Source organism: Pseudarthrobacter sp. MDT1-22, from assembly GCF_054511035.1.
This window is the reverse complement of record NZ_JBTNDK010000013.1, coordinates 48,727-62,911: the sequence shown is the minus strand read 5'-3', so window position 1 is coordinate 62,911 and position 14,185 is coordinate 48,727. Positions and strand designations below refer to the sequence as shown.

Below are 14,185 nucleotides of genomic sequence, written 5' to 3'. Positions count from 1 at the left end.
TCCCTAAGGGGGCATATATGATCATCGACCACGTCATCGCCAACCGGCATGATCTCCCCGAGGACGAGCTGGCTGGCCTCCATGAGGAGCAGGTTCTGCTGCCGAGCGCGGAACTCGTCAAGAAAATCCAGCGGGTGACCACCGACCACGGCCGTGAACTGGGCATCCGGCTCAGCGATGCCGCAGGCCCGGTGCGGGATCTCCGCGACGGCGACATCCTGTTCCGCGACGACAAAACTGTCATCGTGGTGACTGCGCTGGCAACCAACGTCCTTGTTATCGCAGCGCGCAGCATCCGTGAAATGGGGGTTGTTGCGCACAACCTCGGCAACCGGCACATGCAGGCGCAGTTCTTCGACGCCGACAGTGAATATGCCGCGGAGGTGATGGTGGTGCAGTACGACCACACGATCGAGGACTACCTGATCCACGTTGGCGTGCCGTACTCGCGCCAGGAGCGTGTGGTGCCCGTGCCGTTCCGCCATGCCGAACACACCCACTGAGCGCGTGAACGAGCCGCCGTCGTACCTGCTGCCGCTGTTGCAGCTCTCTGACTCCGCGCTCCCAACCGGCGGGTTCAGCCATTCCTTCGGGATGGAAACGTTCCTGGAACGTGGCCTCATCGACGGCGAAGTGAGCTTCGCCAGCTGGCTGAGCCAGTTTGTGAGCATCCAGCTGACCTACAGTGACGGGTTCGCCCTGCGCCTGGCGTACGAGGCGTCCTCGGTTGACGATATTGCCCGGGTCGACCGGATGATCGCCGCGGCGGCGCTGCCCCGTGAGGTCCGCGAGGCGGGGACCAAGATGGGCGCACGGATGCTGGCCATCGCCGGTACCGTGGCGCCGGGTGCCCGGCTCGCGGGCTACGCGGCCGACGTCGGATCCGGGCGGTGCGCCGGGCATCCGGCCGTCGCGTTCGGCGTCGCCGGCCGGCAGTTGGGCGTCCCGCTGGAGGAATTGCTCGCGAGCTACCTCTTCACGGCGGTCACGTCGCTGACCCAAAACGCCATCCGAGCCATCCCCATCGGGCAGGACGCCGGGCAGCGTGTGCTGCTGGGAACACATCCCAGGATCATGGATGCCGTCCGCCGGATCCAGGCACTGGATGCCGACGACTTCGGGATCACGGCCCCGGGTCTCGAAATCGCCCAGATGCGCCACGAACGCCAGCGCGTCCGCATGTTTATGTCTTAGCAGTCCGCGGTTCGCCGTACCCAATACGTAGCAAGGAGCACCATGAAACTCATCAAAATCGGCGTCGGCGGTCCTGTCGGCGCAGGCAAGACCCAGCTCGTGGAACGCCTGACCCGCCACCTCAGCGCCGAGATCTCGATGGCCGCCATCACCAACGACATCTACACCATCGAGGACGCCAAGATCCTCGCGGCCAACGGGATCCTGCCACTGGACCGCATCATCGGCATCGAAACCGGCGGCTGCCCGCACACGGCCATCCGAGAGGACACGTCGATGAACTCGGCCGCTGTGGAGGAGCTGCGGCTGCGCCACCCCGGCCTCGAAGTCGTCTTCATTGAAAGCGGGGGAGACAACCTTTCGGCCACGTTCAGCCCGGAGCTTGTGGACTTCTCGATCTACATCATCGACGTGGCGCAGGGCGAAAAAATCCCGCGCAAGGCCGGCCAGGGAATGATCAAGTCCGACTTCTTCATCATCAACAAAATGGACCTGGCCCCGTATGTGGGTGCTGACCTCTCCGTGATGGAGGCGGACACTCTCGAGTTCCGCGGCAACAAGCCCTACTGTTTCACCAACCTCAAGACCGACGAAGGCCTGGAGCACGTCATCAACTGGATCAGGCGCGACGTGCTCATGCTTGATCTCCGCCAGTGACGGGTGCGCCGGCGCCCGAACTCCCGGTGCGCCGCGCCGCCGTCGAACTCGCCGGTACTCTCGCCCTCACCGTGGGTGTGCGTGGCGACCGCTGCATCGCCACGAGCCAGTACCACCAGGGCGCGCTGCGTATCCTGCGGCCGCACTACCTCGATGACACCAGCCAGGTCTGCTACGTGGTGGTCAATCCCGGGGGCGGGTACGTCGGTGGCGACGAGTATGAAATCGACATCACTGTGGAAACAGGGGCCCGGCTCCTGCTGACCACACAGTCAGCGACAAAGGTCTACCGCACGCCCGAGACCCGCGCTGAACAGCGGACGCACATCCGGCTCGGTCCTAACGCGAGCCTGGAATCTGTGCCGGACCCGCTGATCGCCTACCGCGGGGCGACTTACCGGCAGGCCACCGTGATTGAGATGCACGGCAGCGCCTCGCTGGTGATGGCCGAGATCGTCACGCCGGGCTGGTCACCGGACGGCGCCCTGTTCGGCTACGACGAAATCCGCCTGCGGAACGAGATCTCGGTCGACGGGCGCCTGGCGGTGCTCGACAACCTGCTGATCCGTCCGCTGACCGGTGCCGCCCCGATAGACGGCATGGCCTTCCTCGAGGACTACACCCACGTCGGTTCCCTCCTGGTTATGGATGCCCGCGTGGACGCCGCGCTGCTGAACGAGCTGCATGAGTTGCTGGTGCCCCTTGCCGACGGCTGCAAGCTGGGCATGTCACTGCTCGACGGCGGCCTGGCTATGCGAGCCCTGTCCCACGCCACCGAGCCGCTGGACGCCGCCATCCGCGCCGGCATCGATTTTCTGCGGTTCCGCTGGCACGGCCAGCCCCGCCTCAACCTGCGAAAGTACTAAATGAAAGCCCTCTTGAACCACCACGAGCGGGAAGCCCTCCCGACGGCCCGCCGCTTGGCGGTCACCTTCGCGGCAGTCGCCGCCCTCCACATCGTTATGCTCGCGCTGCTGGCCGATTCACTGCGCACAAACCACAACCCTGTGGTGCTCGGCCTGCTCATCACCGCCTACCTGGCCGGTGTGAAGCACAGCTACGACTGGGACCACATTGCGGCGATCGACAACTCCACCCGCCGCTTCGCCGCCCAAGGCCGCAGCCCCGTCAGCGTGGGCTTCGCCTTCAGCATGGGCCACAGCATGGTCGTCGTGCTTGCCGGCGTGCTTGTGGTCAGTGGTGCCGGCATCATTCAGGACGCACTTAATGACGGCTCGTCCGCGAACATGGTTTTGAGCATTACCGGGGCATCTGTCTCGGGCCTGTTCCTGCTGACCATCGGTGTTTACAACGCCGCCGCGTTCCGGCGTACCGCCTTGTTGTACCGCCGGGTCAAGGACGGTGCCACCGTCACGCGCGAGGCGCTGGCACCGACCGGGCTCGTGGCCCGCCTGCTCGACAAACCGCTCTCCCGCGTCAACCGCCCACGTGACATCTTTGTCCTGGGCTTCCTCTTCGGCCTCGGCTTCGACACGGCCTCGACCATCGCGTTCCTGCTCCTCACGGCGACGGCCGCCCTCGCCGGCATCTCCCCGGTCGCGCTGATGGCCCTGCCCTTCGGCTTCATGGCGGCTATGACCTTATGCGATACGGTGAACGGCGTCGCGATGATGAAGATGTACCGAAGCGCCGTTGTGGACCCCAAACGCCGTATCGGTTTCAACATGATCATCACAGGTGTGTCCGCAGCCTCTGCCCTGTTCATCTCGATCATCACCATCGCAGGCGTACTGCACGCGATGCTCGGACTCACCGACCCGGTGACCACCTTCCTTGCCGAACTCGACCTCAGCCACGCCGGGCTGGTCCTCGTGGCGCTGCTGCTGTTCATCTGGGGTGCGCATACCGGGGTGCGCCGCGTCGGCGACGCCGCCTCAGCCACAACGGGCGGAAACCCGCAGGGATAGGGCTCCACGGCGGGATCGCCTTGGTGCCGCCGGCGCCAGGCCGGGGGCCGCGCTACTCGGCGGACGGCCGCTGCCGTTGCCGTTTCGTCGCCGACCGCTGCTCCTTGGCGGCGAGGCGACGGCGGTTCGAACCCCGGGTGGGTTTGGTCGCCCGACGGCGGGGGCCTTCGGGTGCCAGACCTTCCGCCACAAGCTCGGCGAGCTTCGCCAGGGCGGTCTCTCGGTTGCGCAGCTGGGAGCGTTGCTCGGAGGAGGCCACGGTGATCACCCCGGCGACGAGGCGTGGTCCAAGCCGCCTGAGCAGCATCAGCCGCTGGTCATCCGTGAGCACGGCGGAGCCGGCGATGTTCCACGAGACTTCCGCACGGCTGTCTGTCGTGTTGACGTGCTGACCGCCTGGCCCGGACGACCGCGAGAACCGCCAGCGGAGTTCCGACGCCGGAATCGTGAGCGCGGGCGACACCTCCAGATCCATGCAACCAGCGTTGCACACTATGGGCGCTTACCCGCTACGGCTGCGGCAGGGGAGGGAGGTACTGGCAGACCCCTGATAACCAGAGCCCTCGCTAGGACAGGCATGACCGCGTTGTATTGAACGTGAACCGCAGTCCTGCCCCTACCCACAGACCGGAGCCAGCGTGACCGCCGTCGTAACCCCGATTCCCGCACGCGAGCAGACAGTCGGCCGCCCCCTGGCGATTGTGCTTGGCCTGCTGACCATCTTCGGTCCCATCTCCATGGACCTCTACCTCCCGGTCCTCCCAGCCCTCACCGCTGAGCTGCAAAGCACGACGTCGGTGGCCCAGTTGACCATCACCGCCTGTCTGCTGGGCCTCGCCATCGGCCAATTAGTAGCGGGGCCGCTCTCGGACCGCCTCGGGCGGCGGACGCCGCTGCTGATCGGTGTCGTTGCGTACACGGTCACTTCTGTCTTTTGTGCGATCAGCCCGACCGTTGAGACGCTCATCGTCGCGAGGTTTGTCCAAGGCCTCGCCGGAGCCGTGGGCATCGTCATTGCGCAGGCCGCCGGGCGGGACGTCTACTCGGGCGCCAAACTCATTCGCTACTACGGCCGCCTCACGGTTCTCGGCGGACTGGCCGCCATCATCGGCCCGGTCATCGGCGGGCAACTCGCCACCGTCACCGACTGGCGCGGAGTCTTCCTATTTCTCGCAGCCGTCGGCGTCGCCGTCCTGCTGGCGTCATTGGTGGTCTTCCAGGAGACCCTGCCGGCGAACCGCCGGGTGACCGGAGGGTTTTCGCAGACCCTCCACGGTTTCCGCCGGCTCCTCGCTGACCGCGTATTCGTCGGGGCCGTGCTGATCACCGGTTTCACGTACTCGGCGGTCTTCGCCTATCTGAGCGGGGCAACCTACATACTCCAAGGCATGTATGGGCTCTCCCCGCAGGGCTACTCGTTCGCGTTCGGCCTGAATTCACTGGGCTTTGTGGTCTTCGGGTTCATCGCCGGCCGGCTCGCTGAACGGTGGTCCGAACGTGGGACGCTCACCGCGGGCCTGATAATGACGGCGGCCGGCGCCTTGGGGCTGCTGGCGGCGGCGGCCCTGCACCTGGCGCTGATTGCCATTGTCCTGTCCCTGTTCACCATGGTCAGCGGCGTGGCCGTCACCAGCCCGCCGGCCACGTCGCTTGCCCTCAAGGATTATCACGATATCGCTGGGACGGCATCCTCATTGTTGGGACTGGCCCGGTACGCCTTCGGCGGCATCGCCGCTCCCTTGGTGGGCATCGGCGGCGCCAACGACGCCGTCCCCCTCGGCATCGTCGCGACCGCTTCAGCGGCAGCGGCCGTGCTTTGCCTGTGGCTGGTCAAGAGGCGGCGTGGTCAGGATCGAATTCGCTGACCCGGACCACACTCGCACACTGTCTATGGGTCTTTGTCAGCGAGGCTTGTAGACGTCCGCGCGGTGCTCGATGCGGTGGACATATAAGGTGTGCTCTTCAACATCGAGGGTGAACAACACGCGGTAGTCACCGCGGCGTGCGGTGCGCAGGCTCAGGAGTTCACTTGTGAGGGGCTTGCTGAGCCGGCGTGGATTGTCGGCCAGAACTCCAGTAACGAATTCGACAATTGCGGCAGCAGCCTTCTCCGGCAGCCGACGAAACCCCTTCAGCGCGGGGCTGGTAACTTCGATTCTCCAGGGGCCCTGCTCGTTCGATGGTTCCTCAGTCACCTCGGCGGTAGCCCAAACTCTCGGCGCAGGTCATCGCCGCTGACGGTGTTCCCTGCCTCGATGTCGCGCCGGGCCTGTTCCAAATCTGTCCTGATGTCCGGCTGCGATAGCCAGTGGATGGTTTCCTGGAGTGACTCGAGGTCGTCAGCGGACATCAACACCGCTGACGGGTGCCCGTGGCGGGTGATCTGGATGATCTCATGCGTCTTGTCCGCCTCCTCCACGAGTGCGGAAAGCTTGTCCTTGGCTTCGCTAAGGGGCACGGTTTTCATACTGTGATTATAGCCTGAAGTCAGGCTATTTAATGGCCTGACTTTTAGCCGATAATTGAACTCGCGGAGGCTCAGCTGATGTCACTGCTTAGATCCGCCGCGTCACCCCGTCCGCTCCACCGCCGCCAGGATCGCCTGGCCCAGTTCCACAGGCTTGGTGAACTGGGGCCAATGCCCGGTGGGGAGGTCCACGTACTCGACGTCGCGGATGCGGGCCAGCTCGGCGGTGAAGGGATGGCCGGCGTCGATCCATTCGGTGAGGAGCGACGACGGGAACTGGCACGCGATCACAGTCGCCGGAACGTCGTACCTGCGGACGTCATGCAGCCGCTGCCGGCCATGCGCAACGCCCCTGGGCTCGGGGATGGCGCGCGCCCGGAATGACGCGCGCAACTCATCGGTGAGGTCCACCAGATCGGCGTCATCGAAGCCATCCCACGGCGGCAGGGGCACATCGTCGCCCTCGGTGCGCAGCCCGTCATTGATGACGCCGCCCTCGCCCAGGGGTCCGCTGTCCACGTAAATATTCCGGGCAACGCGGTCCGGCCGTGCGTCCGCCACGCCGTGGATGACCGCGCCACCACCGGAGTGCCCCACCAGAACCACCTTTCCGTCGAGACCGTCCAGAACGTCTACGACGGCGGCAATATGGTCCTTCAGAGTGATGCCTCCACGCCGTGCGTCCACAGATTCAAGGCCGGGAAGAGTCAGTGGATGGGTTGTGTGCCCCGCCGCCGCCAGCGCCGGCGTCACCTTCTCCCACGATGACGCGTCCAACCAGAAACCGGGTACCAGGATGATGTCCATGACCGAACCCTACTCCGCGCCCCCGGCGCTAGGTAAGGCGCCGGGTACCACCGGGGCGGTCAGGCCGCCGTCGCGCATTACAGCGACGGCGTCGGTCAGCGGGACGAATTCCGTGTCATGCGTGACCATCACCGTGGCCACCTGGAACTCGTCGGTGACCCGGCGCAGCAGCCCGACGATCGACGCGCTGCGCGCGTGGTCCAGCGCCGCCGTCGGCTCGTCAACCAGCAGCACTTTCGGACTGCCCATCAGGGCCCGGGCAATGTTCACCCGCTGCCGCTGCCCGCCCGAGAGCTGGTGCGGACGCTTGTCCGCGGACGCGGCCAGCCCCACCAGATCCAGGAGTCCCGCGGCGCGCGAACGCGCGGCCCTCAGCGGTTTGCCACGCAGGTGGTGGCCAATCATCAACTGCTCGACGGCGGTCAGGGACGCCAGGAGGTTGGGCTGCTGGAAGATGATGCCCACCTTCTCCCGGCGCAGCGCGGTCAGTTCCCTGTCCTTCAGCCCCGCGGTGTTGATCCCGTCAACGATCACGTCGCCGCTGGTGGGGCGGACCAGGGTGGCGGCGACTGCCAGGAGGCTTGATTTGCCCGAGCCGGACGGGCCCACCAGCGAGACCATCCGGCCCGCTGCGACTTGGAGGCTACGGCAAGCTCGGCGTGGACAACCGGACCTCCGCCATCGAACTGGCCACGCAACGACGGATCATCCTTATGAGGCGAAAATGTCCGACGGCGGTGCAATACTGAGGTTTGCATCACTCGGCAGCCGGGGGAACTTCTGAAATGGTCTTGGATACAGCGACGCTGCGGGTCGCGTTCGGCCTGATGGCTTTGGTCCTGGTGCTGCTGTTCTACTTTTCGGCCTACCGCTACACACGCTCGCCGTACAGCGGCTGGTGGTGCCTCGCTCTGGTGTTCTTCCTGTCCGGATCCACCGCTTTCCTGCTCAACGGAACCCCACACCAGTGGTGGGCCAACACTCTGGGCAACGTCCTGCTGGTCCTCGGCGGTGTAGCCGTCTGGGCCGGCGCACGCTCGCTCCGGGACGTGCGGCCGCTCCGTTGGATCTTCACGGGGCTGCCGGTGGTCACGCTGGTGGCATCCGCCGTCGACCATCCCGGCACCAACACCTGGTCCGGCGGCCCGGTCTTCCTCGCCGCGATGTGCCTGACGGTGGGGCTTGCTTCCCGGGAACTCTGGCGGCTGGAGCCGGGATATTCGCGCGTCCGGGTCCCCATGGCTGCCGCGGCGGCCGGGTTGTCCGCGTTTTATTTCGGCCGGCTGGTGTACTTCCTCCTGGAGGGCCCGAATGGACCCACGTTCGTCACGTATTTCGGGTCCGCAGTGACCACGTTGGTGACCATGGTGCTGCTGGTGGTGGTGTCCTTCAGCATGGCCGCATTGAGCAACGAACAGCAGACCCGGGCCCTGCGGATGGTGGCCACCCGGGACGATCTCACGGGGCTGCTCAACCGCAAAGCTTTCCTGGACCTGGCCGCGGAACTGTTGAATGACAGGGCCGTCACCCAGGGAACGGGCGCCCTGATCCTTGCTGACCTGGACCACTTCAAGGCAGTCAACGATACCCACGGCCATGCCGCCGGTGACCTCGCGCTGCAGGCTTTCGCTGGCGCCTGCCGGGACACCGTCAGGTCAACGGATCTTGTGGGCAGGTACGGCGGGGAAGAGTTCATCCTCCTCATCCCGGGCGCCTCCGCCGACCGGGCGCAAAAAACAGCGGGGGAGGTCAGCCGGCGCCTGGCTGAGGTCCCCACTGCCGACGGGCTGGAGATGCCCACCGTCAGTTACGGTGTGGCACTGTACGACGCCGGGACCTCCGATGTGGAAGACCTCATCGCCGCCGCTGACCGGGCCCTCTATATGGCCAAGTCGTTGGGCCGGAACCGCTCCGTCCACAGCGACCCGCGGGGCTAGCCCGTCAGTTGAGCTTTCCCGCCAGCCGCGTCCGCATCTGAATGCTGGCGGCATTAAGCCCGATCAGCTCCACTTCCAGCCCGTTCCGCCCGCGATCACGGAGAAGGCGATAGCTTCCGGGATCAGTGCCAGCGCCACCACCAGGCCCGCCAGCGCCTCGGTCTTGAGCCGCCGTGGGGAGCGAAGGGTGGCGCGGACTGATTGGAGCTGCTGCGGCGTGCCGGTCCGGGCATCGGGGACGCTTCGTGCGGCCATGGCTGGGTCCAATCGTGCTGGTGAAGCCGGCAGTGGGGGCTTCGTTCTTAGGCGGGGATGGGGCGGCGCGACGCCCCATTGCGAAATAGGGGGCGCGTCCGCCCCTCCCAGTCTGGGGCACGCCGCTGGCCAACTGCTAAAATGACTGGGTTGTAGACCGGCCTATAGCTAGTCCAGCCAGCGCCGTAACGTAAGTAGGGGACCACACAAGACATGACGGCAGGCGGTTCACACATCAGCACTTCGGAGAGCTTCCCCGGTCCGTCGAAAAAGACAGCGGCCGGCACGGAGCTCCCGAAGTCTGCTGCGCCCGCCTCAGCTCCCCCCACCAAGCGCCGGGTGTACATCGCCACCTGGCAGGGGTTCCTCGGCGCCCTCATGATGTTTGTGGGCTCGATCGGAACCGGCTGGATCGCCAACGGCTCACCCATGATCCGCCAGCCGGTGGTCATCGCCCTGCGGACCGAGGGCTGGGGCGTGACGCTGTCCACCGTGCTCCTGACGGTGGGGGCGATGCTCCTGATGCGGTCCTGGCTCCGGCTGGGCCAGCGGTTGGACGACTGGGGCGAACACTCGCTGCGGTCGGTGGTCATAGCCATCTCCGCCTGGTCCCTGCCGCTCCTGCTGGCCGTCCCCATCTTCTCCCGCGATGTCTACGCCTACACCGGCCAGGGCCGCCTGGTCATGGAAGGCCAGAACCCCTATACGGTGGGCATCTCCACCCTCAACAACTGGTTTGCCCTCGGCGCGGACCCGGCCTGGGCCGAGAACCGGACCCCCTACGGGCCCTACTTCCTGTGGCTTGCCCGCGGCGTTGTGGAGCTGACAGGGGCACAGCCCGACGTGTCCGTGCTGCTGTTCCGCCTGATCGCCGGCGCAGGGGTTCTGCTCTGCGTCATTTACGTGCCCAAGCTGGCCGAACTGCACGGCATCAACGGCGCGCGGGCACTCTGGATCGCGGTGGCCAACCCGCTGTTCCTCATCAGTTTTGTGGCCAGCGCCCACAACGACGCACTCATGGTGGGCCTCGCCGTCGCCGGTGTCTACTTCGCCGCGACGAAGCGCTACCTGGCCGGAATCCTCCTTGTCACGGCCTCCATCGGGATCAAGCCGATCACCGTGCTGCTGCTACCGTTCATCGGGGTCATGTGGGCGGGGCACGCCGCCTCGTGGACGCGGAAGTTCCTTATTTGGGGAGCGACGGCGGGAATCAGTTTCGCCGTTCTGGCCGTCAGCGGGATCCCGTACAACCTCGGGTTGGGCTGGGTCTGGGCCATCATGGACCCGACGCCGGGGTACACCGGCTATTCGCCGTCAGGGTTCCTGGGGCAGCAGGTGGAGTTCCTCGGCAACGTGCTGGGACTGCCGGGCGGCACCATCGCGGACCTGCTGCGGACGGGCATGAAGTGGGCGGCGATCGGGCTGGTGCTGCTGCTGATGTTCCGAGGCGATTACTCGCGGGCGGTGCGCCGGCTGGCCCTGGCGTTCGCCGCCGTCGTGATGCTCTCGCCCATCATCCAGCCCTGGTACATTCTCTGGTTTGTGCCGTTCCTGGCGGCCACGGGCATCCGGAACGACTGGCAGATCCGGTGCCTCTACGTGGGGGTGACGTTCTTTGTGGTGTTCGGCGCGCAGGACCAGCTCTCGGTCTGGTCGTTTGTGGAGCTGGCCATTGACGCGTCGTCGCTGGCGTTCGTGACGGCGCTGCTGTTCACGTTCTATCTGCTGGTCCTGGACATCCACACGCGGAAGTTGCTGATCGAGGGTAAACCCCTGGACTGGGCCCGGCGTGGTTGGCGTTGGGTCCTGGACCAGCGCCGCAGCGCCCGCTGAGGCGCGCCGGCTTCGTCAGGTCCTGAGAGTTGACGAGCCGAACTAATGCGCTGGCTGGCGCCGGAGACCCAAGCGGTATCCCAACCAGAACGCCAGTGTCAGCAGGCCCATTGCAATGAGTAAATAACCGGCCCGTGCACCGCTGTCCATCAGGACTATCGTGACCGCTGTGAAGGTTTGGTTGGACAGGAGCGCGTAGGCGAACCACCCGATCTCCTGCCGGGGCGCCAGGATGGCAGCAAGTCCTGTAGCAACGGCTGCTGCAGCAAGGAGCGGTGCCAGCAGCGGCAGCCAGCGGCGGAACCCCGGCCTGTTTGTGTTGTCTGCCCCCGCGGTCATGGCACTACCCTAGTGCGGCCCGGGTCAGGCGGCCCACATCAGGCGGCCTGCGGGACCGCCTGCGATTTGCGGCCCAGCTCCGCGGTCCGCTTCACCGACCACCACAGCAGCACCACCAGGAGCACGTTGCGCGTGGTCAGGATGGCGGCCATGACCGGGTGGGCGTGGATGAGGGGCGTGTAGAACAGCGGGTAGATCACAAACGTGGTCAGGGCAATGCCCATCAGCAGCGTGGCAGGGACCTTCCACCACTCCCAGTCGTGCGTGAGGCCGGCGATGATCACCGGGGCCAGCCAGATGATGAACTGCGGCGATCCCACCTTGTTGAACACGATAAACGCCGTGGTCATCATCAGGGCGCCCTCGAGGAAGAGTTCCTCCCGCTCGGCGCCCCGGTTCAGCGCCCGGACCAGCAGGACGGCGGCCACCACGGCGGCGAGGATCAGCAGGGGCTGCATCAGGAACGCGGCCACGTCCGCGCCCGGGCCGTAGACCTCGGTGGAGTTGATGGCCGTGTTGTCCGCCATCTTGGAACCGGCGATGTTGAACACGCTGAGCCACACCCACGGCGTGGAGAATGTGGCTTCCAGCTGCATGCCGCGCTCGCCCTGGTTGGTCAGGAAGTCCATGATGTGCGGCAGGCCGCCGGACAGGTACGTGCCCAGGCCCACGACGGCGGTGACTGCGACGCCGGACACCAGCACCTGGATCCGTTTCCGGCTGGCAATGACGATCGGCACCAGGACCGCTGCCGGCCACACCTTGAGCCAGGTGGCCACGCTCAGCAGGATCCCTGCCACCACGGGGCGTTCGGCCGCGTACAGCAGGGCAATCAGCACGATGGGGGCGGTAATTCCCTCCACCCGGGCGAAGCTGAGGTAGCCCATAAAGACGGTGAAAAACAGCCACCACCAGGCCGGGGCGATGCCCTTCACCTTCCGCGGCCCGCGCGTCAGGAATGCAAGCCCGACGGCGTTGAGGCCTGTGATGATGAGGAACCAGCACAGGAGGTACAGGCTGGGTCCGGCAATGTTCGCGAGGAAGATGGGGATCTGCGCCAGCACCGGGTACACCCAGGGGCTGATCTTGCCGTCCAGGCTGTCCGGGCTGTAGCCGTCCATGGCCCACTGGCGGTACTGCTCGGTGTCGCTGAACGTATCGCCGTTGAGGAAGAAGGACGCCATCCAGCCGAGGAAATACAGGTGGATGACCGCGAAGCCCCACCAGACGCTGGACGGACGGGCGAACCAGTCCACCACGCGGGCGGGCAGGACTGTGCGGCGGACGCTGACCAGCCGGTCGAAGAACTTTGTGGAAATCTCAGGACTCCTTGAGCGCGGGGACGGACGCTGAAGTCTTTTTGCCCAGCGAGTACAGGCGCCGGACCGACCACAGGAACAGGACCACCAGAAGGACGTTGCGGATGGTCAGCACACCGGCCATAAGGGGGTTGTTGTGGCTGAGGGCATCATAGAACAGCGGGTAGATGAAGAACGTGGCCACCGCGATCGCGATGAGCATGGCCGCGGGGACCCGCCACTCACGCCAGCTGTGCGCCAGGCCCACCGCTACGGCCGGGGCGAGCCACACCATGAACTGGGGCGAGCCCACCTTGTTGAACACCACAAAGGCGGTGGCCAGGGTAAGCGCCCCGGCCAGCAGCAGCTCGGTACGGTCCACGCCGCCGTCGGCCTTTCCGTTGCTGTTGAGCTTGCCGTTGTGCAGCGCCCAGAAGGTCAGTCCGGCCACGAGCAGGGCAGCAAGAATGAGGAGCGGCTGCATCAGCACGGACATCACCGCGGTGCCGGGTCCGTCCACCTGCATGGAGTTGATATCGGTGTTCATGTACATCCGGGAGTCGCCGATGTTCAGCACGGACAGCCACAGCCACGGGGCGGTGAACGTTGCCTCGAGCTGCATGCCCCTGTCACCCTGCTGGGTCAGGAAGTTCAGCAGCTTGGACACACTGCCAACCGCGGCGGCAAGTGCCACCACCACCGCTGACGTGGCCACGCCCGCCAGCACCACCAGGAGGCGGTTCTTGACCACGGCGAACAGGGCCAGCATCACCGCGGCCGGCCAGACCTTTACCCACGTGGCGGCGGCGAGCAGGACCGACGCGACAAACGGCCGGCCCACACCATAGGCCAGGGCCACCAGGACGATCGGTGCGGTGAGGCCGTCCACGCGTGCGAAGCCGAGCCAGCCCATCAGCAGCGTGAAGATCAGCCACCACCAGGCCGCCGGGATGGCGTCCTGGTTGCGGCCACGGTCCGTGAGCTTGGCCAGGGCCCAGCCGTTGAGGAGGGTGGTCATCAGCACCCACAGGAAGAAGAACGGTCCGGGGCCGGCAAGCCCTGCCAGCGCCATGGGGATGAGCGCGAGGATGGGGTACACCCAGGGGCTGGGGCCACCGCTGAGGTTCGCTTCGTCGAAACCGGCCCGGGCCCAGTCGCGGTAGATGAACGTGTCGCTGAACGCTTCGCCGCGCAGGGAAAGCAGCGCCGCGAAGATCAGGAAGCCCAGGTGCACCAGGATAAAGCCCGTGAGCAGTCCACGCGGCGTGTTCAGCCAGGACCGTGCGGCCGCAGGCAGGATGACGTTGCGGATCCGGGTGAGCGTGGCGAAGAATGCGTCCGTGGAAATGGCGGAATCCTTGTCAGAGAGGGGCAAAAACAGGTGCCGGATCTTGCCGCGGGGCTGGAGCCGGGAGCATCGGAGGTCCGTCTACAACAGCCTCCACCATGAGTCAAGGGTAGTTGAATGTC

The 14,185-nt window shown here is 66.0% G+C and carries 15 protein-coding genes and 2 pseudogenes; 8 read left to right on the top strand and 9 right to left on the bottom strand.

Annotated elements, in window-relative coordinates; translation table 11 throughout:
* Positions 1-17: 17 nt before the first annotated feature.
* Genes ureE through ACX80M_RS11945 form a run of 5 tightly spaced genes read left to right on the top strand, consistent with a single transcriptional unit; the run spans position 18 to position 3,779 of the window.
* Entirely contained in the window at positions 18-503 is a 486-nt protein-coding gene (ureE, locus tag ACX80M_RS11965) for an urease accessory protein UreE (RefSeq protein WP_252609381.1), read from the top strand.
* Positions 484-1,194 (top strand): urease accessory protein UreF, encoded by a 711-nt coding sequence (locus ACX80M_RS11960; protein ID WP_252609382.1) that lies wholly within the window; start codon positions 484-486, stop codon positions 1,192-1,194. Before ureE ends, ACX80M_RS11960 begins: the two co-directional genes overlap by 20 nt.
* A gap of 42 nt (positions 1,195-1,236) precedes the next feature.
* The gene (gene ureG / locus ACX80M_RS11955) at positions 1,237-1,851 is read left to right on the top strand and encodes an urease accessory protein UreG (RefSeq protein WP_056347453.1); all 615 of its coding nucleotides are present in this window, start codon (positions 1,237-1,239) and stop codon (positions 1,849-1,851) included.
* Positions 1,848-2,717: an urease accessory protein UreD gene (locus ACX80M_RS11950; protein ID WP_459309750.1), complete on the top strand. Its 870-nt coding sequence runs from the start codon at positions 1,848-1,850 to the stop codon at positions 2,715-2,717. Before ureG ends, ACX80M_RS11950 begins: the two co-directional genes overlap by 4 nt.
* Complete coding sequence (locus ACX80M_RS11945) at positions 2,718-3,779, top strand: HoxN/HupN/NixA family nickel/cobalt transporter (protein WP_252614908.1); 1,062 nt, start codon at positions 2,718-2,720, stop codon at positions 3,777-3,779.
* Positions 3,780-3,831: 52 nt separating this feature from the next.
* On the opposite strand, the gene arfB is transcribed toward ACX80M_RS11945, so the two are convergent.
* Positions 3,832-4,254, bottom strand: coding sequence for an alternative ribosome rescue aminoacyl-tRNA hydrolase ArfB (arfB, locus tag ACX80M_RS11940; RefSeq protein WP_252609388.1), 423 nt, complete (start codon positions 4,252-4,254; stop codon positions 3,832-3,834).
* A 163-nt stretch (positions 4,255-4,417) separates the two neighbouring features.
* On the opposite strand from arfB, the gene ACX80M_RS11935 reads away from it, so the two are divergent.
* The gene (locus ACX80M_RS11935; protein WP_459309749.1) at positions 4,418-5,644 is read left to right on the top strand and encodes a multidrug effflux MFS transporter; all 1,227 of its coding nucleotides are present in this window, start codon (positions 4,418-4,420) and stop codon (positions 5,642-5,644) included.
* A gap of 36 nt (positions 5,645-5,680) precedes the next feature.
* Here ACX80M_RS11935 and ACX80M_RS11930 read toward each other — a convergent pair whose 3' ends face one another.
* From ACX80M_RS11930 to ACX80M_RS11915, 4 genes and pseudogenes are all read right to left on the bottom strand, one after another.
* Complete coding sequence (locus ACX80M_RS11930) at positions 5,681-5,974, bottom strand: type II toxin-antitoxin system RelE family toxin (RefSeq protein WP_252609390.1); 294 nt, start codon at positions 5,972-5,974, stop codon at positions 5,681-5,683.
* Positions 5,971-6,246: a type II toxin-antitoxin system Phd/YefM family antitoxin gene (locus ACX80M_RS11925; RefSeq protein WP_056347465.1), complete on the bottom strand. Its 276-nt coding sequence runs from the start codon at positions 6,244-6,246 to the stop codon at positions 5,971-5,973. Before ACX80M_RS11925 ends, ACX80M_RS11930 begins: the two co-directional genes overlap by 4 nt.
* Positions 6,247-6,348: 102 nt before the next feature.
* The gene (locus ACX80M_RS11920; RefSeq protein WP_252603339.1) at positions 6,349-7,053 is read right to left on the bottom strand and encodes an alpha/beta fold hydrolase; all 705 of its coding nucleotides are present in this window, start codon (positions 7,051-7,053) and stop codon (positions 6,349-6,351) included.
* Positions 7,054-7,062: 9 nt separating this feature from the next.
* Positions 7,063-7,698 (bottom strand): annotated as a pseudogene (locus ACX80M_RS11915) (ABC transporter ATP-binding protein); the annotation flags it as partial.
* A 140-nt stretch (positions 7,699-7,838) separates the two neighbouring features.
* Between ACX80M_RS11915 and ACX80M_RS11910 the strand changes: the two are divergent.
* Positions 7,839-8,990 (top strand): GGDEF domain-containing protein, encoded by a 1,152-nt coding sequence (locus ACX80M_RS11910; RefSeq protein ID WP_252603829.1) that lies wholly within the window; start codon positions 7,839-7,841, stop codon positions 8,988-8,990.
* Between the two features lie 87 nt (positions 8,991-9,077).
* Here ACX80M_RS11910 and ACX80M_RS11905 read toward each other — a convergent pair.
* A pseudogene (locus tag ACX80M_RS11905) lies at positions 9,078-9,245 on the bottom strand (SulP family inorganic anion transporter); the annotation flags it as partial.
* A 213-nt stretch (positions 9,246-9,458) separates the two neighbouring features.
* Between ACX80M_RS11905 and mptB the strand changes: the two are divergent.
* Entirely contained in the window at positions 9,459-11,078 is a 1,620-nt protein-coding gene (mptB, locus tag ACX80M_RS11900; RefSeq protein ID WP_252603832.1) for a polyprenol phosphomannose-dependent alpha 1,6 mannosyltransferase MptB, read from the top strand.
* Positions 11,079-11,120: 42 nt separating this feature from the next.
* On the opposite strand, the gene ACX80M_RS11895 is transcribed toward mptB, so the two are convergent.
* From ACX80M_RS11895 to ACX80M_RS11885, 3 genes are all read right to left on the bottom strand, one after another.
* A complete protein-coding gene (locus ACX80M_RS11895) occupies positions 11,121-11,417 on the bottom strand; it encodes a hypothetical protein (protein ID WP_252603835.1) in 297 nt (98 codons plus the stop codon).
* A 38-nt stretch (positions 11,418-11,455) separates the two neighbouring features.
* Positions 11,456-12,676, bottom strand: coding sequence for a glycosyltransferase 87 family protein (locus ACX80M_RS11890; protein ID WP_459309748.1), 1,221 nt, complete (start codon positions 12,674-12,676; stop codon positions 11,456-11,458).
* A 61-nt stretch (positions 12,677-12,737) separates the two neighbouring features.
* Positions 12,738-14,063, bottom strand: coding sequence for a glycosyltransferase family 87 protein (locus ACX80M_RS11885; RefSeq protein ID WP_459309766.1), 1,326 nt, complete (start codon positions 14,061-14,063; stop codon positions 12,738-12,740).
* Between the last annotated feature and the right edge of the window lie 122 nt (positions 14,064-14,185).

Coding starts and splice junctions, on each gene's coding strand:
- ureG (WP_056347453.1), top strand. CDS start 1,237: ATGAAACTCATCAAAATCGGCGTCGGCGGTCCTGTCGGCGCAGGCAAG.
- ACX80M_RS11895 (WP_252603835.1), bottom strand. CDS start 11,417: ATGACCGCGGGGGCAGACAACACAAACAGGCCGGGGTTCCGCCGCTGG.
- mptB (WP_252603832.1), top strand. CDS start 9,459: ATGACGGCAGGCGGTTCACACATCAGCACTTCGGAGAGCTTCCCCGGT.
- ACX80M_RS11910 (WP_252603829.1), top strand. CDS start 7,839: ATGGTCTTGGATACAGCGACGCTGCGGGTCGCGTTCGGCCTGATGGCT.
- ACX80M_RS11945 (WP_252614908.1), top strand. CDS start 2,718: ATGAAAGCCCTCTTGAACCACCACGAGCGGGAAGCCCTCCCGACGGCC.
- ACX80M_RS11960 (WP_252609382.1), top strand. CDS start 484: ATGCCGAACACACCCACTGAGCGCGTGAACGAGCCGCCGTCGTACCTG.
- ACX80M_RS11920 (WP_252603339.1), bottom strand. CDS start 7,053: ATGGACATCATCCTGGTACCCGGTTTCTGGTTGGACGCGTCATCGTGG.
- arfB (WP_252609388.1), bottom strand. CDS start 4,254: ATGGATCTGGAGGTGTCGCCCGCGCTCACGATTCCGGCGTCGGAACTC.
- ACX80M_RS11925 (WP_056347465.1), bottom strand. CDS start 6,246: ATGAAAACCGTGCCCCTTAGCGAAGCCAAGGACAAGCTTTCCGCACTC.
- ureE (WP_252609381.1), top strand. CDS start 18: ATGATCATCGACCACGTCATCGCCAACCGGCATGATCTCCCCGAGGAC.